Below are 17,284 nucleotides of genomic sequence, written 5' to 3'. Positions count from 1 at the left end.
AATTAATCCACACCCAAAGCTTTAAACACAGCATCTACCGGATCTGCATAGAAGCTGGTCTGGAACTTGGTAAACAGTTCCACAGGAATCGTTGGGATATCTGCGGCACTACTCATTGGCAAAGCAACCTTCTTGGCACCCGCATCAAAAGCAACTTGCAAACATTCGGCAATACTCTCCACCGGTGTCACAGAACCACCCAAGCTCATATCACCCAGTACCACCATCTGACTTTGAACCGATCGTCCTAAGAGGCCAGAAGCGAAAGCCACTAAACTTGGCAGAGCAAGATGGCTGAGCGGCCCGGTATTCTGTAACTCCACCACATGTAAGTGGAAGTCATGTTCCAGCACCTTACTGCCCCCCGAGATCCGGGATGCATTGGCCTTGAAGTAATCAAAAGCAATCTTGACCTGTTCTTTGGCACTACTTGAATTCCATAAGCCAGATGTCGCCAATTTTCCTGAACCTTTGGTGACTTGCAGTTCTAAGCGGTATAAGCCTGGCATGCCCTTATTACTCAGCCCGATGGTATACAGGAAGCCTGGTTTGGCAGGACCTTCAGGAATCAGTCCGCCACCCCCCTGCTCTTTGACCGAAACAAAGTGCTCTTCTAGTGTGTCATTGTCGATATAGCTAAAATGCACATCATAGAATTCCATCCCTCCAATTTTCTTCAGCTGTTCTTTGACCCGACGGCGCACCTGCAGTGCATATTCCAGGCATTGCCGTACATCTTCTTTGTTAAATTGACCATGTGGGTAGAGCAGCTTCATCAATCCAGAAACCGTCTTGCGAACGGCGATCACATCACGCTGATTCAGGTTATTACCGAGTTTGAAGTACTTCTCAATGGAATCTGCGAAGCTGCGCTTGCGCATTTCCCGGAAGAATTCAGCCAGATAATCAACAATCAGACCATAACGGTTGGTGAAGAATTCCGGGCGCATTTTCGGAATTTCCCAACCTGGGATATAGGCATGAAAGCGATCAAAGAATGCTGAATCGATCATTGCTTCAGGAAAAGGAGCCAATAAGTGGCTAGTCTTCACCAAGGATTCAACACTTTGGTTAATATTACCTACAAAAACCATCGAAGCTGAGGCTTCCATCTGTTCACGACCACGGGCAAAAGATCCTGAGGCCATGTAATCTTTCATGATCTGTACACCATCTTTGTCCTTAAAGGAAATACCGGCGACTTCATCAAAAGCTACCACATCCCATAAGCCCACCAGACCAATACGGCGGCTACTCATGTTATAGAACAGGTTGGCGACAGTCGTTTGCCCACCGGAGACTAAAATACTATTCGGTGAACACTCTTTGTAAATATGGCTTTTCCCGGTACCGCGTGGTCCCAGTTCACAGACGTTATAGTTATTTTCAACGAACGGAACCATACGCGCTAATAGGTGCCATTGCACGTCCTCTTTTAACGAAGCCGGTTCCATGCCGATCGAACGGATTAAACTCTCGCGCCACTGATCAGTGCTTAATGCTGCTCTGCCATTGAAGAGTTCATCCATATTCATATTCGGCATTTGAATCGGCTTGAGTAAGCTCACCCCAAATGGAGAACTAGTCTGTCCTTCTTCAAAATAATAACTGAGCGTAGCAATGACCCAGATACCACCAACAAGTAATTTTTCATACTCTTTGACGATGCCTGCCGAGATTTCGGCATCTTTGATGCCCAGATTACTAAATGATGCTTCGTATTTGTCCTTACGCTCATTCAGCTTTACGGTCACCCGATCAATGACCTTATAACTGCCCCGCTCGCGGACTAGGGATTTCACCTTCTCGGCTTCATCCGGTCGGACATAATTCTCTGCCAGCACAGTCTTTACGTTACGTAGTCCCTGTTCAATGATCTCTGGATCATCCGAGGCACAGTACATTCCTAGCAGGTATTCAAGTACATAGACCGGGACATTGGCCCCTTCTTTGATCAGTTTAGTTAGATCCTTACGTACCACCCGCCCAGCAAAGTGTTCATTCAGCAGCTGATCCAGTTCTTTATCGTTAGCAGATTCCATGTAGGCTACGCTCTATCGTTAATTCGTTATCAGAAGAAGTCATCGGTAAATGCCAAATCAATGGTGACCTTATAGCGTTGCATCTCGATATTCAGGTCTTTGTCCTTCAGTACCAAGAAGTAATCTTTCTTACGGTCAAAATCAGTGCCAGACAATGACAGTCTGACCTGTTTGACCCGATCGGCAACAGAGTCGGTACTGCTATCAAAAGTCAAAGTTTCTTCACTGGAAACTTTAAGATCCCCATCATAAATGGCAATGGATAAAGTCACTGGCATGACCAGCTCACTGACAGCTTCAGTTTGCATCAAATCAAACTTCTGGATGTTATTGACCATCTTCAGCGTGGATTTGGTAGAAATGACCTCAACTTTACGCTTGGTCCGCTGTCCAGCCTTTTCACCACGTAGCTGTTTTACAGTCAGTACCGGCACCACAATTTCCTGAGGCATGATACCGCCATGCACAAAACGTGAGCCTCCTACAAAATGGAAACGGTTCGCCCCTTTTGGAATCCAGAAATCAGTCACAGATAGTGTGCCTGCCGTAGCTTGGGTTGAGCCTTTCCAGGCTTCCTTGCTCTCTGGTAAACCCTGCCCAATCACATAGCGTTTTTTGCTCTTCAATGTATTGGCTGGTTTTTCAGTCAAGCTTGAACGATCCGCAGATTCCAGTTTACTTTGCTGGAACAGGAAGCCATGGTCGGCGGTAATCAATAGGGTGGAAATATTAAAGTGCATTAAAATTTTACGGCTGAGTTCAGTCAGCTCTTCAATAGCATGTTCCACAGCCATAAAGGTTTCTGATTCTGTCGAGGCGCTGTCACCGCGTGCATCAATCACGTTGTGATAAACGTAAATCAGCTCATGGTCTTTCAGCGCTTCACGGCCTTCATCACGCGACCAGCCTTTTACCATTTCAGCGGTTACTGCCAATCCATTATAGGCAGCCAGAATTTTGGATCGTGCTGCAGTCCCTTTGCTAGATCGCCCATCTACTAAAACATCATCCCCTGCGGCCTCTTTGTACTCCAAAGTCTGATGCGGCAATAACGAGGCCATGCCCAGTGTGGTGTAACTTGGCACAACGCCCAGCTGTGAAGACAAGGTCGCTTCAGAATAACGCTTTTCATTGATACGATCACGCAGCTCTACCGCAGCTTCATAGCGAAAAGCATCACTGATAATTACCACGATACGGCGTTTCGTTGCAGAACTGAGTAAGGGTCTGACGTGAGTATCGTAGAAGTTCTGCTGATTTGGGATATCTGCCATTTTCCAGACATTCAAGCGTTGCTCAGCTTCTACACGCTCGCCCCAGTTGCGTGCCAAGTGGTCAATAAACCAGTAGGAATTGCAATTTTCGACTTCTTCATCGAGTTTTTTCAGGATATCGACATGAGCGCGTTGAGAAGCAGCACTGTAGTGGCGATAGGCCATATCAAAGCGATACAACTCATGCTCGTAGGCTTTATACAAGGCTTCACTGGAGTCGAAATAGAAACCGGCATCAAACTGCTGTCGCAGGCTGAACAGGTCAATTGCTGCCTGCAACGCTGTATAGACGGTACGGTATTTACGGCGGATTGCATCGTCCTTATGTTTGGACGCCCAATAGCCATCTAGACGGGTAGAAATAACCGTTCTGAAATGTTCCAGTTCAGCTTTGGCTGCTGCAGGGATATGACTGGCCAAATCAACAATGATCTTTTGTTCAATCACTTCAAAGGTCATGACATCGAGCAGCTGCTCCAGATCAAAAGCCCCGACCTTTTCTTGGATCCGCAGTGCATTCGCCACGCTCTGGGAAAGCTTATCAAAGGTTGGATAGTATTTGGAGCTGTCTCTCCAGCGCGACAGGAAGGCTCTGGCTGTTGCACGGGAGCTGACAGATGACATCACCAGTTCTTGAGCCCATAGCGGTATATCGCCCAAGCTTTCACAGAAACCTGTAGTCATCAAACGGATAAAGAATGTACCGAGCTTAAAGGGTGCTTCCCCATTCAATTCTTCAACCGATGCTGGATAACCAATTTCCGCCTGTAATGCTGTGACTAAAGCTGGCACCAGTTGGAATTTTTCCAGTTCAGCAAAGGAGTCTGGATTGACTTCCAGAGCCAGGTTCTGCTGTACCATTTCATCTGCCAGTGCCAGGACAATATGCATCAGCTCGGCACTGTCAGCCTTGACCACAGCCGCAATCATGGCCATATCCAGATTCTGTTCATCTGCATCAGACTGGATATAGCGTTTTAAGGTGCTCAGACGCGCTTTGGCTTTGAGGAATTCTTCACGTTTGGCCAGATGTTCTCTTAGACTCTGCTGCTGTAAACCCAGCTCATTGAAAATAATCGAGAAACGATCGGCATAGAAGCTGCGAGAATATAGCTTAATGTCCAGTAACCAGTCTTTTTCGGTTTCAGGCTCAGGACTTGGAAAATACAGCAAGTATTTGCCCTCCTGATCCTCAAGTTCCAGTTTAATCTTGATCGCCAAACTCGATTCTTCTGCCATATTCAGAATCTGGACATCTTTCAGTTTTAACGCCTTTACTTCTTCGCTGAAGGACTGTTCCGCATCGTACCAAAAGACGATTCGATGCTGTTCAATATAAAAGGCTTGTTCCAGACCTTGTTTTAGTTGATCTAAATTCATGCAACGACCTCATCAAGGTCTAGTACCGGAGAAAAAGCATTCATCATTTCTCCCCCGTCACAGCTTTAACTTCAGCCAACAAGTCCCCAAACTTGCCGTAGTTCACTTTCACCCCATCATCCAGATCTAAGCTAATACGCTGATCGGCATAGTGACGTAATTTTTCTTCAAAGCTACTCAGTTCAGCCTGTTGCTTATGCAAGTCTTGCAGTTTTTTCTCGATACGTTTGATTTCAGCCGCAGAGTCACTGCTTTCTTTTGCTGTTTCCAGTGAGTTAGCAAAAGCAGCCATTTTTGAAATGAGTGGCATGACGTATTCAGTACGCATACGCGCTAAGGTACTTTCGTTATAACGATGCAAGTACACCAATGCCTGGAAAGCGCCTTGCTTACCACTGCTGAATAACCAGTAGATCGGGCGCTTTTTATAGGTCTGCATATGGTCTTTATAGAATTTGCTCGCTAGGTAACGGCGAATGGTCTCTTCAGCTGTTTCATTGGCTTTCTTATCCAAGCTTTCTGCCAACCATTGCATATTGGCATCCAGCGTGTCTTTACCCCAAACCTCAGTTAAAAACTCTTGGATACGATGTGTTGCATCATCTTCAAACCAGTGCATTTCGGTCAGTGGAATAATGCCGTCAGCATCAGCTGGGAATTTTTGATAACGGCTGGCATCGAAGTCTTGATTGCCTGCATGGGCATAGATCAGACCTGGTTCATCTAAGCTATAACGTCCCATCATGCAGCCAAGTGCATAAGAAACTAAGCGCTGGCTGTCTTTTTGACGGTCAGCACGAGTAAGCGTAATTTGCTCATCCGGTACATCTGGGGTGAGTTCATCCTGTAAACCATAAGCGTCAATAAACAGCTTATTGTTTTCTTCTTCCAAACGTTTCATTTCGGCAAAGGCGTTACTATTTTGCTGCTGCCATGTGTTAAAGGCCTGTTCTAGATTTGGCTGCCCCGTACGGATAATTGGGTTTTGAGTAAAGTCCCATGAGGTTTCATAGGTGTCCCAATTATTTTTTGTATTTTCTATCAATTTATTAACTATTGATTCGGCATTTTCTTCTAAAATTATAGGGAGCTGCTCTATTTGACCTTTTTCATAGTTTAATGTTGGAGAAATTGCCTCCAAAAACTTTCTTGATAAATTAGAGTTGAGTATACCAAGTAAAATAATTAGAGATTTTTTTTCTGCAAATACTGAACAACCAGCTACATCGAAAATAAAACCCGATGGGAAATATCGTACTGCAATATTACCACTAGAGACTTTTGACCAACTAATAGATTCCCTAAAATAGTATTCTTTATTCCAACATTCACTATTTTTCTTTTCAATCAAACCAGATTCTAGTCTTCTAGCTTTATCAGATTCAATATTTTCTCCGTCATTATACCAGTCAACGACAATGTCGTTATTCCCGTACCATTTTTGAAAAGCTCCCCCTTTATTGTAACCAAACCACTTTTGTTTAGTTTTTAAAGCTTCATCTCTTGTTATACACTTGAAATTCACCATTAAACTATTAACTTCAAACCAAGAACGAAGGAAAGTATTATTATCTCCCGTAGCCATACCTTGTTTAGTTATTGCAAACTTATTAAGAGGTTTATTATTAGAAAAAGCAAAGCGAAAATTATCACTTACCCAGTAAGCTACTGGCTTCCCTGGAATTTTCTTAAAATCATCTGGTTTTGCTGTTTTTAGTCGTTCATTTTGTACAGGGAATTGTTTGGGGATGCCAAATTCATTTACATCATCATTTTCACAATAAGAAAAACTACCTTCATAATTATTAACATGGTTATTTAGCATGACAGTAGCAGCCGTACCAAAGGCAATTCCCATTACTCCATTGCCCATATGCACCATACAAGACAAAGTTCTATCTTGTAACAGCTTTTCACGCATCACTTCATATGACGATAAGAACATCCAGCTTTGCATAGTGACCATGCTATTAAAGCCACTGTTCTTACACCATGCAAAACCACGCTCAATAAACATGCTGAATAAATCAGATTTACTATCTGGGAACTTTTTCTTAGCAAAATCTTTAAGTGCTGTATTCATGCCTTTACCGCCCATATACGGCGGGTTGGCAATTACAGCATCATATTGTTTAGCCAGTAAATTCGCTTGCTGCACTAAAGGCAATAACTCCTGTGCTGACTGCTGCGCAAAAATATCCCCTGACTCTAAAGCTGTATTCAGCTTGCTTTCTAAATCAGGCAGCTTTTTAGCAAATGCTGCAGGAATTTGGATTAAAGAACCAAAGGTCGAAGCATGCTCAAATAGATCTAGTAACTCTTGTAAATCTGTCTGTGCAATACCGGTACTAGCCAAGTCCTGACTGAATGCATCTAAACGCTCAGGCTGACTATCTTGCAACGCAATAATATTCAGTTTCGGTGGATTGCTAAATAAACGGCGGTCATCTTCACGCGCTTTCATTAACAATGCAAAACTGGCGAGCTGTGCGGCACGGGTATCAATATCAATCCCGTATAGGTTATTTTCCAGAATCAAACGTGGAATATCACGGCTGCGGTAACCACGTTCTAAATAAATCGCTTTTAAGCAATCATAGGCTTCCACCAGAATATGCCCCGAACCACATGCCGGATCCAGCACCGTAATGCTTTCAGGGTTTAAAGTATCGCCATCTTCACTGATCCGCACATCAATCAGCTGTTTCAGCTGTGCATTGACTTCATCGGTCTGTTCCGCAGGCTGAATATAGTATTCCCAATCACTGGCCAGGGCACTTTCTGGCTGCGCCATCATCCATAAACGACCGACACTGTTTTGCACCAGATATTTTACAATCCAGTTTGGGGTGAAGAGCTGTGTCGCGGCAGGAATGTCTTCACTCTTGACGACTTTACCAATCACCTGATCTTTCTTTTCAGAAATATAGAACTGATACAGCCAGCCAATAATTTGCACATCCGACCAGTCTTCTTCAGGAATGCTGCTGACCAGATCACGAATCAAGGAGTCGGTTTTGGTCAGGTTATCCGGTAATAACAGTTCAGATTCATCAGACACCTGTTCGAACAGGAGTGGCATGACCTGATTCAACGCATGACACTGCGCCAGTAACAATTCACGATAGAGTTCTTCGTCTTTGTTGCCATCCAGTTTGAGTTCAGCCACACGGCTGGCATTTAAACCCGGTAGGTCAATATCCAAACATTCTTCCAGAATCTGTGGCAAGCCGGCACTGCCATCTGCACTACTCAGTACACGGCGACCATGATCCAGTAAGCCTTTGCATTCCATATAACGGATCGCACAGAGACGGTTAAACCAGCTGTAAGCGATATAATCAATCGTCTGCTCAAAACTGCTGGTTTGAATGCGTTTGATCAGCTTGTCACGAGATTTCATGACGGATAGCGGAAAAACCTGATCGCCAATCAGCAGCAAGTCGCCTTTCTGTTCAGCCGGTAAAATGCTGTCTGCGGTGATGCCATACTTGGCGGCCTGCTTGCGCATGGCTGCGATAAAATCATTACGTGCTTGCGGTGCGTATTTTTTAATATTACTGGTATTCATCTTTAAACCTTTAATTAATGACTGATGCCGATATCCCTAACCCGAGTTAGCGGATACGCACACGCTTTTTATCACTCACGATTTTTTTCAGTTCAGCTTTGAGTGCGTCTACGAACTGATCCACTGATTCTTCTGTTTCCAGATAGACACTGCTGGAGGTTTTGCTGTAAATGCTGGCGACATCGACTTCGACAACAGGTTTCGGAAGCACTACGGCGATTGCAGGCTGTACCGGACTCGCAGCAGGTGTTGATGTAGCTGGGCTGGAGGTGGTTGCAGTGTTGGTTACACTCTCGGCTTTGCTCTGAGCCAGTTGTGCCGCTTTGGCCTGACGCTGGATTTCCGCCTGAACTTCGCTTTCCAACTCATACAAGGCTTCATCAAAACGCTCGACGCTGGTTTGGGTTTGCAGCATATAGATGGTGGAGAGGCTAGTTTCCACTTCAATATCTGTTTTCAGCAGTTGTAGTGGGCGTAATAGCTTGTTACTCAGCTCAGCGGTAGCGATGCCACTATTTTTAATCTCGGCTTCTAACTGTTTGATCTTGTCATCAATGTGTTCTATCGCCTGATTGCGCTTCTCACTCAACAGTCGCTCATTGACGCTTTCCACAGTGCGAACCAAATCAGCGATTTTATTGAGTAAACCATATGGTGATTCAATGGTCGAAATGCGATGTAATTCAGAGAGGGCTTTTTTTGCCACCTCATCACTGCCCAGCGCCTGTTTGTTTTTCTCAAAATGACGTAAGGCCTGTTGCAGTTGTTGCCAGCTTGGCATCTGGTTGCTGAAGAATTCATGAATGTCACGATAGTCTTCTTCCAGATCCAGATAGTCGTCCTTGTTCTCAACCACGGCCTTAAAGAAATCGAAACTGTCGCTATTCGCCAGCAGACGTTCCAAAGTCAGAATCGACTTTTCAATCACTTTCTTGCCTGGGAACTGCCCGACATCAGTTTTACTCTTATACGACTTAAAGTTGGCTAACCAGTTTTTAAAATGTTGGGTATAGAATTCAAATAGCTCTTTTTCTGTCGCTGGTCCCATGGCCGAGAATAGGTCTTGGGTGAGTTGGCGTGCCTGTTTCAACACCTGATCATCAGTCTGGCGTTTTTTAATGATCGACACATCACGGCGACGACGGCTGTTTTGTAAAGGCTCAAAGGCCTCTTTCAACTGTAAGCTGCCGCCATTTAACTGCAGAGAAATCCGCCCCATCGCAGCCAGCTGACCTACCAGCAGTAAAATCTCGGCATCTGGCCAGCCATAAGGGCGTTTGGCAAAACGATCTATCACATCCGAGACCAGAATACGCTCTGTACCAGTGGCCCGTAGTGCAATGTACTGCTCTACTTCCTGTAGGGCTTTCGGATTGCTTTGACCGCCATCCAGAGACAATCCGAGTTGCGCCATATCATCAACAGTCAAGACGGCGTTCAGTTCACGCCAGGCATCCTGCTGATAGACCTGCAAATAGCTCAGTTTGGTATAAGTGTTTTCCAGCAGATAACGACAAGCCTCATCCAGCTTGGTGGTTGGACTTGAAGATGAAAGTTGTAGATGTTGACCCAAGGCATAACTTTCCGCGTCCAGCAACATTTCTTCGACCCGGGCACGCAGACGTTTTTTACGCTCCTGATTCTCACGGCCACGGTCTGCCAGAATACGGGTGATATCGGATTGGGTACCATCATCATTTAACCGAATAAATTTATTGGTTTTCAGCCAGGTGCGCAGTTCATTAAAGAACTGTTTATCGTCTGCCAGTTTAAACAGTACCTGCCCTTCGGCCTCGGCGCTCTTACCAATACAGAAAGCTTCTGTGTAGAGGTTATATTCCGTATCCAGTGGAGAAATGATTTCAACTTTCAAATCGCTCTCATACTTGCCATCCAGGCTATGACCATCCAGAAAACGACCAATCTGATAGTCCATCTTGTTGGCTTGATGGCGGTATTTGTTCTGATCCCTCAGTAAATCTTTAAAGATTAGATTAGCTAACTCTTTATTTTCTTCTGAAGCCGCTAAGTCTGTGGCTTTAATTTTACGGGTGATATCGCGTTCTTCATTGGTCAGGAACAGGAACTCATCACCATTGCGGGTAATCAGGCTCTCTTTTTCCAGACGCAGTAGGCTTTCTTCAATCCGCTTGCGTAATGCCAGCTTATCTTCATCAATTTTCTCAATCGACAAAGTCACCAGGTTATCCAAGGTACCTTTGATGATATCGACATAGCGGATCATGAACAGGGTACGCAGCATCTGCACATCAAAACCATCCAGGGTTTTATTTTGCCCTGCCTGGTCGATGGTACGCTTCACTGCTGTATCCAGAAATCCTTCCACTGAAGTATAGAAGCGGTGGAAAGGAACCAGGGCACCGACTTCATCTGTAGCAATCGCATTCGCGGCCATCTGGAACGCATCCAACATGGACCGTTCACCATAGGCCAGGTGTGCACCGGTCGCACCGACCTTACGGATTTCTTCAAAAACTTTCTGCACCAGCTGGAAATGGTACGGCGCAAAAGGATAGTTATTGATAAAGCTGTCTGGACCCTCATAGTTCTTGAGTGTTGGGCCTGAACGGTCAAAGGTGATCTGGTTTTTTAAGATATCGCCCTTTTGCTCAAACACTGATCTGAGCAGTGCTTCAGCTTCCGGGGTTTTACGTAATAAACGTTTCTGGATGACTTCATCGGTATTTGAACTGGACAGTGATAACCGGGTTTTAAAACGTCCAGCAATCTTGGAGAAGTCATTGGCTTTGGAAGAAGACATCTCACCTAAAACAGCATCGATGTCTGCCTGCGAGGTGACGATAATCCAAGCGCGGCCTTTACAGATCGTACCCAAGTTTTCAGTAATGGTTTGCAGTGTCAGCATCAAGCGGGTATCGCTGCCAATAAACTGCCCCACTTCATCGACCAAGAACAACATGCGTTGCTGGGGTCCTTTGCTGTCCAGGTATTCTTTCACCCACTGACAGAAGTTTTCGACCGAAACACTAAAGGTCTGCTCAGAATCCTCAAACCATTTATGCGCTGCTTCTGCTGATAGATTCAGTGCCTGAGAAATCGCAGTTTCGACATCATCCTGATAGAACTGGTAGCCATCACGCTCCTCTAGCCAGGACATGCCGCTGGATTCCTCAAACGCCTGTTTAAAGCGCTCATACACACCTTTCTGGCTCAGGTGACGTTCCATATGGGCAATATGTGGATGATCAGCACTAAACCCCTGATATTCGTTAAACACGCGTAAAAACACATTCAGAATCGGATTGCCATCATCATTGGAGCTGGCTTTACTGTCGATGTTAAACAGGATGACATCGGCATGATGGCTGACCGCCTTGCCAATATCGGCACGGATAAATGCATCGCGGATTTTAGTTTCATCAAAGAATTCTGCAGCACTGCGTTCGTTACCTTCCGCATCGCGTGCCACTTTATTGGCCAGAATATACGACAAGGTTTTCAGGAAGTGTGATTTACCTGAACCAAAGAAGCCCGAAATCCATACGCCGACTCGGTTAGCAATCGAAGGATCGCTTAGGTCTGTGCCATAAGACTGGAAAAAGTCCCGAAAATGCTTTTCCAGTTCATTGGTGACCACATACTCATCGAGTTCCTGATATACCGTGGTATTGTCATTCTGATCTGCCTTGACCACCCCGTTTATCGCACGATCTAATGGCTTGTAAAAAAGTTCTTTAATGTTCATCTCAATCCATTCCCCCGAATTCTTATTTCTATTTGCCGTGTTTAAGGCACTAATCTGAATGCTCTGTAGTAATTGTTGCTTGGAATCTTTCCAAATAAACTCATCGCTTGACCGTCGTAATAGCCTGGATAAAACAGCACCACTGGCTTATGTCCCAGTAACGAATGCAAACTATTCAATAAGTGATGGGCACGTAACAGTGGCCAAACCGACCCTACCCCAGTCATCAACACAATATCTTGCGCATTGGTGGCATATTTACTCACCAGATAGGGCGCGAACTTATCCATATGCAGTGGGCCTTTCAGCGCTTTGAGCAGCGCCTCATCGCCTTTGGCTTTTTGCATTTGAATGGCTTTATCGATGAAGTTACGCTCAGCCAGATAATCCACCACGGCTTGCAGCAGGTTGATATTCACCACCTTCAGCTGACTGTGTTTTTTCTCCAGCATCCCGTCTAGAAAATGCAGATATTCGCGCACTTTCAACTCATCTTCAGGTGCATAATCAAAAATCCAGAAGCCAATTTCATTACCCAGTCCTTGCCCGGTGAGAAACTCGGTGGAAAGTATTCGCTCTGGAATCTGATTTAGACGCTCATGTATTTTTTGACTCATTGCTGCCCCTCTACAACTAACGCGTCCATAGCGACACTTCCATAGATCTTTTAATGCGTTGTTTATAATGTTCTTCCAACAGGCTACGCAGCTCTGCTCTGACGATCACACGCTGCAACTCAAGCTTACGGGTACTTTTTAAGTAACCGGCTTCTGCCAGCATGCGAAACACCACCTGCCCCATTTTTTTCTTGCTGGACTCTTTCCAATCACAGATATCCGGATCACGTTGTGAGCGTTCATCCAAAAAATCTGACCAGATATAACTGTCCAAGTGTTGCGCCTGAGAGATATAGGCATCCCTCATCACCGTTTCCATAAACTCAAGCAGCAACAGGTTGCGTTCCAGTGCGCCACAAAAAGCCACCTGGGTCGCCAGCTCATCGTCCCCATCACGCAAAGCTTTCCAGAAATCAGGCTCTAAGCGCTCAAGACGCTTACGAATGGCAGTGGCGTTACGTTGGGCTGAAGCAGGCGTTCTTTTTTGCAGAATATTGTCAATCTGAATTGCCTGATACCATTGTTCTGGAGTCGCCTCACGCAATAACAGATCCGCGATTAACCGACTTTCACGCACCATCAGTGAACCACCAATCAGGTCACTGTCATAATGAAATTGTTCTAACATGGCCAATCTCCTATGAGGCCTGATCAAACAGATAAGACGACAGTTTTTCGATATCTGAACGTTGTAGTACCAAGGGATATTTCAAGGCATCATCTGCTTCAGCCAGCGTGATCGCAGCCTGATATCGCTGCAAGGTATAGTGAGCCAGGGCTTTTTTCACCGGAATCTGTAATCTGCCATCAGGCATGCCGAAGTCTTTTTCGACCAGCGCTTTTTGAGCTTCATTCAATTTTGGATTAGGGATCAGCGTCAGTAGAATTTCTTCATGCCATTGCTGATCCTGAGCAGGGTCTACTGACTCAATCGCCACCACAACAGGTGTGCGATCAATCCTGGAGAGTAAAAAGTCCTTAAACTGCTTGCTCTGATGGCAATAGGCACGGACATGCCAGCGAAAACCGGTATACACCAGGGTATGTGGGGAAATCATGCGTTCATGCCACTGCGGATTCTGCATGGAGGCATAAATCATTTTTAAAGTACTTTGGTTGCGGCAGGCACGCAAAACTTCCCGAATCACTTCAGGACGTACACTGCGATCAGGTAATTGAACTGCTGCAAGATTCGGTTCTGGCATCGCAATCAGGGCATGCGATTCACTGACCAAGCCCGAGAGCATATTGAGATATTCATTGATATGCGCTGTAGTCAGTACAGGCTGGAAGCTGGCTTTAGGCACATAACCCTTGACGGAGGGGTCATGAATCAAGGCATCGGGGTTATACAGCGTATTATAGCGCTTGATATCCGCAGAAGCCTGCTGTCGACTAAGTCCAAACCAGCTCATCAAACGATTGGTAACCAAACGACCTTCCCAGTATGCAAGCAGCTCGATCGCTCGCATTCGTAGCAGGACTTCATGCTTATCTGTCGTCATATACCAATCAGTCAATAAATAGCAGCTTTAAGATTACCCTACAGCAAATATACAGTAAACATTTTTGACGGTATTTAAAGGTAGTATTGCAATCATCAGATAAAAAATATACTAGTATCCTGATGATAGCCGTCAAAGTACGATCTCTAGCAGATCATGGATCCTGGTGTAGAGCGTAAATTGAGCTAAATTTTAGAATGAGAGCAATATGGGTTTTAGATTTCGTAAAAGTATTAAATTATTCCCGGGTTTTAAAATTAATCTGACCCATAAAGGCATCAGCAGTGCCAGCATTGGCAAACCTGGTGCTTCTCTAAATATTGGGAAAAAAGGTACGCGAACCAGTGTCGGTATTCCAGGTACGGGACTATCTTACTCTAAACACCAGCCTTACTCTAAAAAGACCCGTGTTCCACAACCGACATCGCTAGAACACACGGAATATAATCCTCAGAATTTAGAACAACCGAAGGCAAAGATATGGCCTTGGATTATTTTTGGAATATTGTGTTTTATGGTGGGTGCCGTCATTTTTTAGCAAGAACAGCATTGTATTTTGATCAAAAAAAAAGCCCACATGGATGAATGGGCAAACTAAGGAATTAATATCCTTCAGAAACTCCAGCGCAATTCTCGCTACTTTCAGTAAGCGACTCTGGCTCAATCATGATAGTCTGACTCAATCGAATCGAGGTAAATCGATCCATCACAATTGGAGCAGAAATTATGCTTGAATACATTCTTGAATGATGCTGAAAAGTCTTTGAGTTTTAATTAATAAATAAGAGTATCCATGTCTACCCTCAACTTTACTTATTTTCAGATAGCAACCAATCGAGAGCACTCATTTTTACAATACCATTATAATTCGCTTCAGTCCCTATCGTGTCTAAGGTAAGCAAATACTTGGGATACGAATCAGAAATTTTCTGTAATGGACGTAACTCTCGGCTGAGTGTCTCCTCATTGAGCGTTTCTAATGCCACCTGATAATAAGTTAAATTCTGTAAAGTATCGACAGCAACAAAATCAATTTCATATTCATCAACCCGCCCTACATAGACCGTATAACCTCGTCTGACAAGCTCAAGATAAATCACATTTTCTAAGATATGACCTTGATCAGCATTAGCATCAGGCAACATAATCCGGCGCAATCCGACATCAACTAAATAGTATTTTTCAGAGGATTGTAATAACTCACGCCCGCGTACTTTAAATTGTGCGGCACTATAAAATAACAAACTGTCCTGTAAGCCCTGAATATAGCGTTTTACTGTTTCAAATGAAATCTTAACCCCACTTGAAACAAAGGTATTTTTAATTTTATTGATGGAAATGGGTGAGCCTGTCACGCTTGCTAAATATCTTGCGACACGCTCGAGAGAGTTAATATCGGCCGTATTCAAACGGGGAATAACATCTTTAAACATTACACTGGCATAGACCGCTTGCAAGTAATCATAAGTTTCCTGCTGGCTAGTCATGGCAAGCGTATAAGGGAAACTACTGCGCGTATACATGGCATACAAATCACGATTGGATAATTGTTGGATGATCGGATTATTTTCAATATGCCACTGTTTAAATTCTTGGAATGACAGAGGTAGAACGTGTTGCTCTATATAGCGTCCTGTAAGTAAAGTCGCAAGTTCTCCACTTAGAAAGAATGCATTTGAGCCTGTAATATATAAATCGATATAATCCCGAACATATAAAGAGTCGACTACTTTCTCAAAATTTGTAACATGTTGTATTTCATCTAAAAAAACATAGTTTTTTTTGCTTTTATCAACTTTAGACAGTACATAATCATGTAGTTTACGGTAATCTGTGAGTTCTTCAAATTCCATAAATTCGAAATTGATAGCAATGATGTTTTCGGCTTGTACACCCTGTGCTTTTAGGTCTTGTTGAAACATCGCTAACAAGGTGGATTTTCCAGAGCGACGTACACCCGAAAGCACTTTAATGACATCACGGTCTTGCCATGTATTCAGAAATTTTAAGTAGCCATCACGTCGAATATTAGCGCTTCTCATTATTTACACTTAGAATCTAAAGTTTTAATAAATTCTATCAAATTTTAGAATACATGTGTGAATATATTTAATTTTAAAAAAAGTTTAAAGTTTAAGTGAAACATTCAAAGCTGCTGTTGAAGTATACGGATAGTAAATGTAATAAAAATCTAGATTCTATCTTTTTTGATTATTTTCCATGTCATGTTATTTCATTGATGCTACGACTTAACTGCTATATAAATTAAGTGAAAAGTAAATGGAACCAAGATGTTAACTAGAGTGGAACTCATTTTTGTTGTGCTGATGGTCTCAGCCTTAATCCTAATTGCTTATGAAATGCTAAAAGGTTTATTTTAGAGCATCTATACAATTTTTGATCAAAAAAAGCCCACAGAGGGAATCTATGGGCGAAACTAAGGACCTTGACGGTCATTCAGAAACTACAGCTAGTTTCTGGTTGTGATTCTGGACTGAATTAAAAATAACCATATTGGCTGAATGTATCAAAAGTTAAATCATGTGATTAATCATTGATACTTCTGCAAAAATGAGCTCATCGCTCTGTTGATTAATACAGTAATTCACCAAACAAATCCGCTCTAATCTCTTCCAGGCTCAGATCTGATTTCATCCTATTACAGATGGGATGAACCAGCAGACCATTCTCTAGAACACCTTGCCCACCTACGGCTTTGGCAATCCGATGATCCGATTCAGTAGAATCAAGATAGATCAATCCATCACAAATGAGGCAAAAGTTATGATTACCCACCAGAAAATTGTGCTTAAGCAGACTCTTGGTTAATGCCGAAAAGGCCTTGGGCTTTGACCGAGAAATTGGACTAATCGACTCCACATATCCCACTCTATTGTAAACAAGACATTTTTATCTTTTATATTCAATGGCTTATTTTCCTGCTAATTGGTAATACCATGAAAAATACCATGCTCAGAAAAGGCTTAACAATATTTTGAAAAATTGCCTACTGAGCGCTGCCGCACAGCTCCATAGGCCGCTTTCCTGGCTTTGCTTCCAGATGTATGCTATTCTGCTCCTGCAGCTAATGGATCACCGCAAACAGGTTACTCGCCTGGGGATTCCCTTTCGACCCGAGCATCCGTATGAGACTCATGCTCGATTATT

At 43.8% G+C, this 17,284-nt stretch carries 9 protein-coding genes and 1 pseudogene; 1 reads left to right on the top strand and 9 read right to left on the bottom strand.

Features of this window, described 5'->3' with window-relative positions; all coding sequences use genetic code 11:
- Nucleotides 1-2: 2 nt before the first annotated feature.
- The 7 genes from brxL to HX129_RS16520 are packed head-to-tail and all read right to left on the bottom strand — an operon-like array spanning nucleotide 3 to nucleotide 14,116.
- On the bottom strand, nucleotides 3-2,042 hold the full coding sequence (gene brxL, locus HX129_RS16550; protein WP_286436344.1) for a protease Lon-related BREX system protein BrxL: 2,040 nt from the start codon (nucleotides 2,040-2,042) through the stop codon (nucleotides 3-5).
- A gap of 29 nt (nucleotides 2,043-2,071) precedes the next feature.
- Entirely contained in the window at nucleotides 2,072-4,696 is a 2,625-nt protein-coding gene (pglZ, locus tag HX129_RS16545; protein ID WP_286436343.1) for a BREX-1 system phosphatase PglZ type A, read from the bottom strand.
- A gap of 43 nt (nucleotides 4,697-4,739) precedes the next feature.
- Nucleotides 4,740-8,267, bottom strand: coding sequence for a BREX-1 system adenine-specific DNA-methyltransferase PglX (pglX, locus tag HX129_RS16540; protein ID WP_286436342.1), 3,528 nt, complete (start codon nucleotides 8,265-8,267; stop codon nucleotides 4,740-4,742).
- Nucleotides 8,268-8,313: 46 nt separating this feature from the next.
- The gene (gene brxC, locus HX129_RS16535) at nucleotides 8,314-11,994 is read right to left on the bottom strand and encodes a BREX system P-loop protein BrxC (RefSeq protein ID WP_286436341.1); all 3,681 of its coding nucleotides are present in this window, start codon (nucleotides 11,992-11,994) and stop codon (nucleotides 8,314-8,316) included.
- 41 nt (nucleotides 11,995-12,035) lie between these two features.
- Nucleotides 12,036-12,611 (bottom strand): DUF1788 domain-containing protein, encoded by a 576-nt coding sequence (locus HX129_RS16530; RefSeq protein WP_004281985.1) that lies wholly within the window; start codon nucleotides 12,609-12,611, stop codon nucleotides 12,036-12,038.
- Between the two features lie 16 nt (nucleotides 12,612-12,627).
- Nucleotides 12,628-13,239, bottom strand: coding sequence for a DUF1819 family protein (locus HX129_RS16525; RefSeq protein ID WP_286436340.1), 612 nt, complete (start codon nucleotides 13,237-13,239; stop codon nucleotides 12,628-12,630).
- A 10-nt stretch (nucleotides 13,240-13,249) separates the two neighbouring features.
- Nucleotides 13,250-14,116, bottom strand: coding sequence for a BrxR family helix-turn-helix transcriptional regulator (locus tag HX129_RS16520; RefSeq protein ID WP_180006131.1), 867 nt, complete (start codon nucleotides 14,114-14,116; stop codon nucleotides 13,250-13,252).
- 208 nt (nucleotides 14,117-14,324) lie between these two features.
- On the opposite strand from HX129_RS16520, the gene HX129_RS16515 reads away from it, so the two are divergent.
- Nucleotides 14,325-14,654, top strand: a complete 330-nt coding sequence (locus HX129_RS16515) for a DUF4236 domain-containing protein (RefSeq protein WP_005403805.1) — start codon at nucleotides 14,325-14,327, stop codon at nucleotides 14,652-14,654.
- 271 nt (nucleotides 14,655-14,925) lie between these two features.
- Here HX129_RS16515 and HX129_RS16510 read toward each other — a convergent pair whose 3' ends face one another.
- Together HX129_RS16510 and HX129_RS16505 are read right to left on the bottom strand one after the other, a co-directional pair.
- Nucleotides 14,926-16,158, bottom strand: a complete 1,233-nt coding sequence (locus HX129_RS16510; RefSeq protein ID WP_001255534.1) for an ATP-binding protein — start codon at nucleotides 16,156-16,158, stop codon at nucleotides 14,926-14,928.
- Between the two features lie 550 nt (nucleotides 16,159-16,708).
- A pseudogene (locus tag HX129_RS16505) lies at nucleotides 16,709-17,020 on the bottom strand (HNH endonuclease signature motif containing protein); the annotation flags it as partial.
- Nucleotides 17,021-17,284: the final 264 nt, after the last annotated feature.

Source organism: Acinetobacter sp. 251-1 (assembly GCF_030329305.1).
In the GTDB taxonomy this organism is placed as follows: Bacteria; Pseudomonadota; Gammaproteobacteria; order Pseudomonadales; family Moraxellaceae; genus Acinetobacter; species Acinetobacter piscicola_A.
Note: the sequence above shows the minus strand (reverse complement) of the source record. Positions and strands in the feature narration are given on the sequence as shown.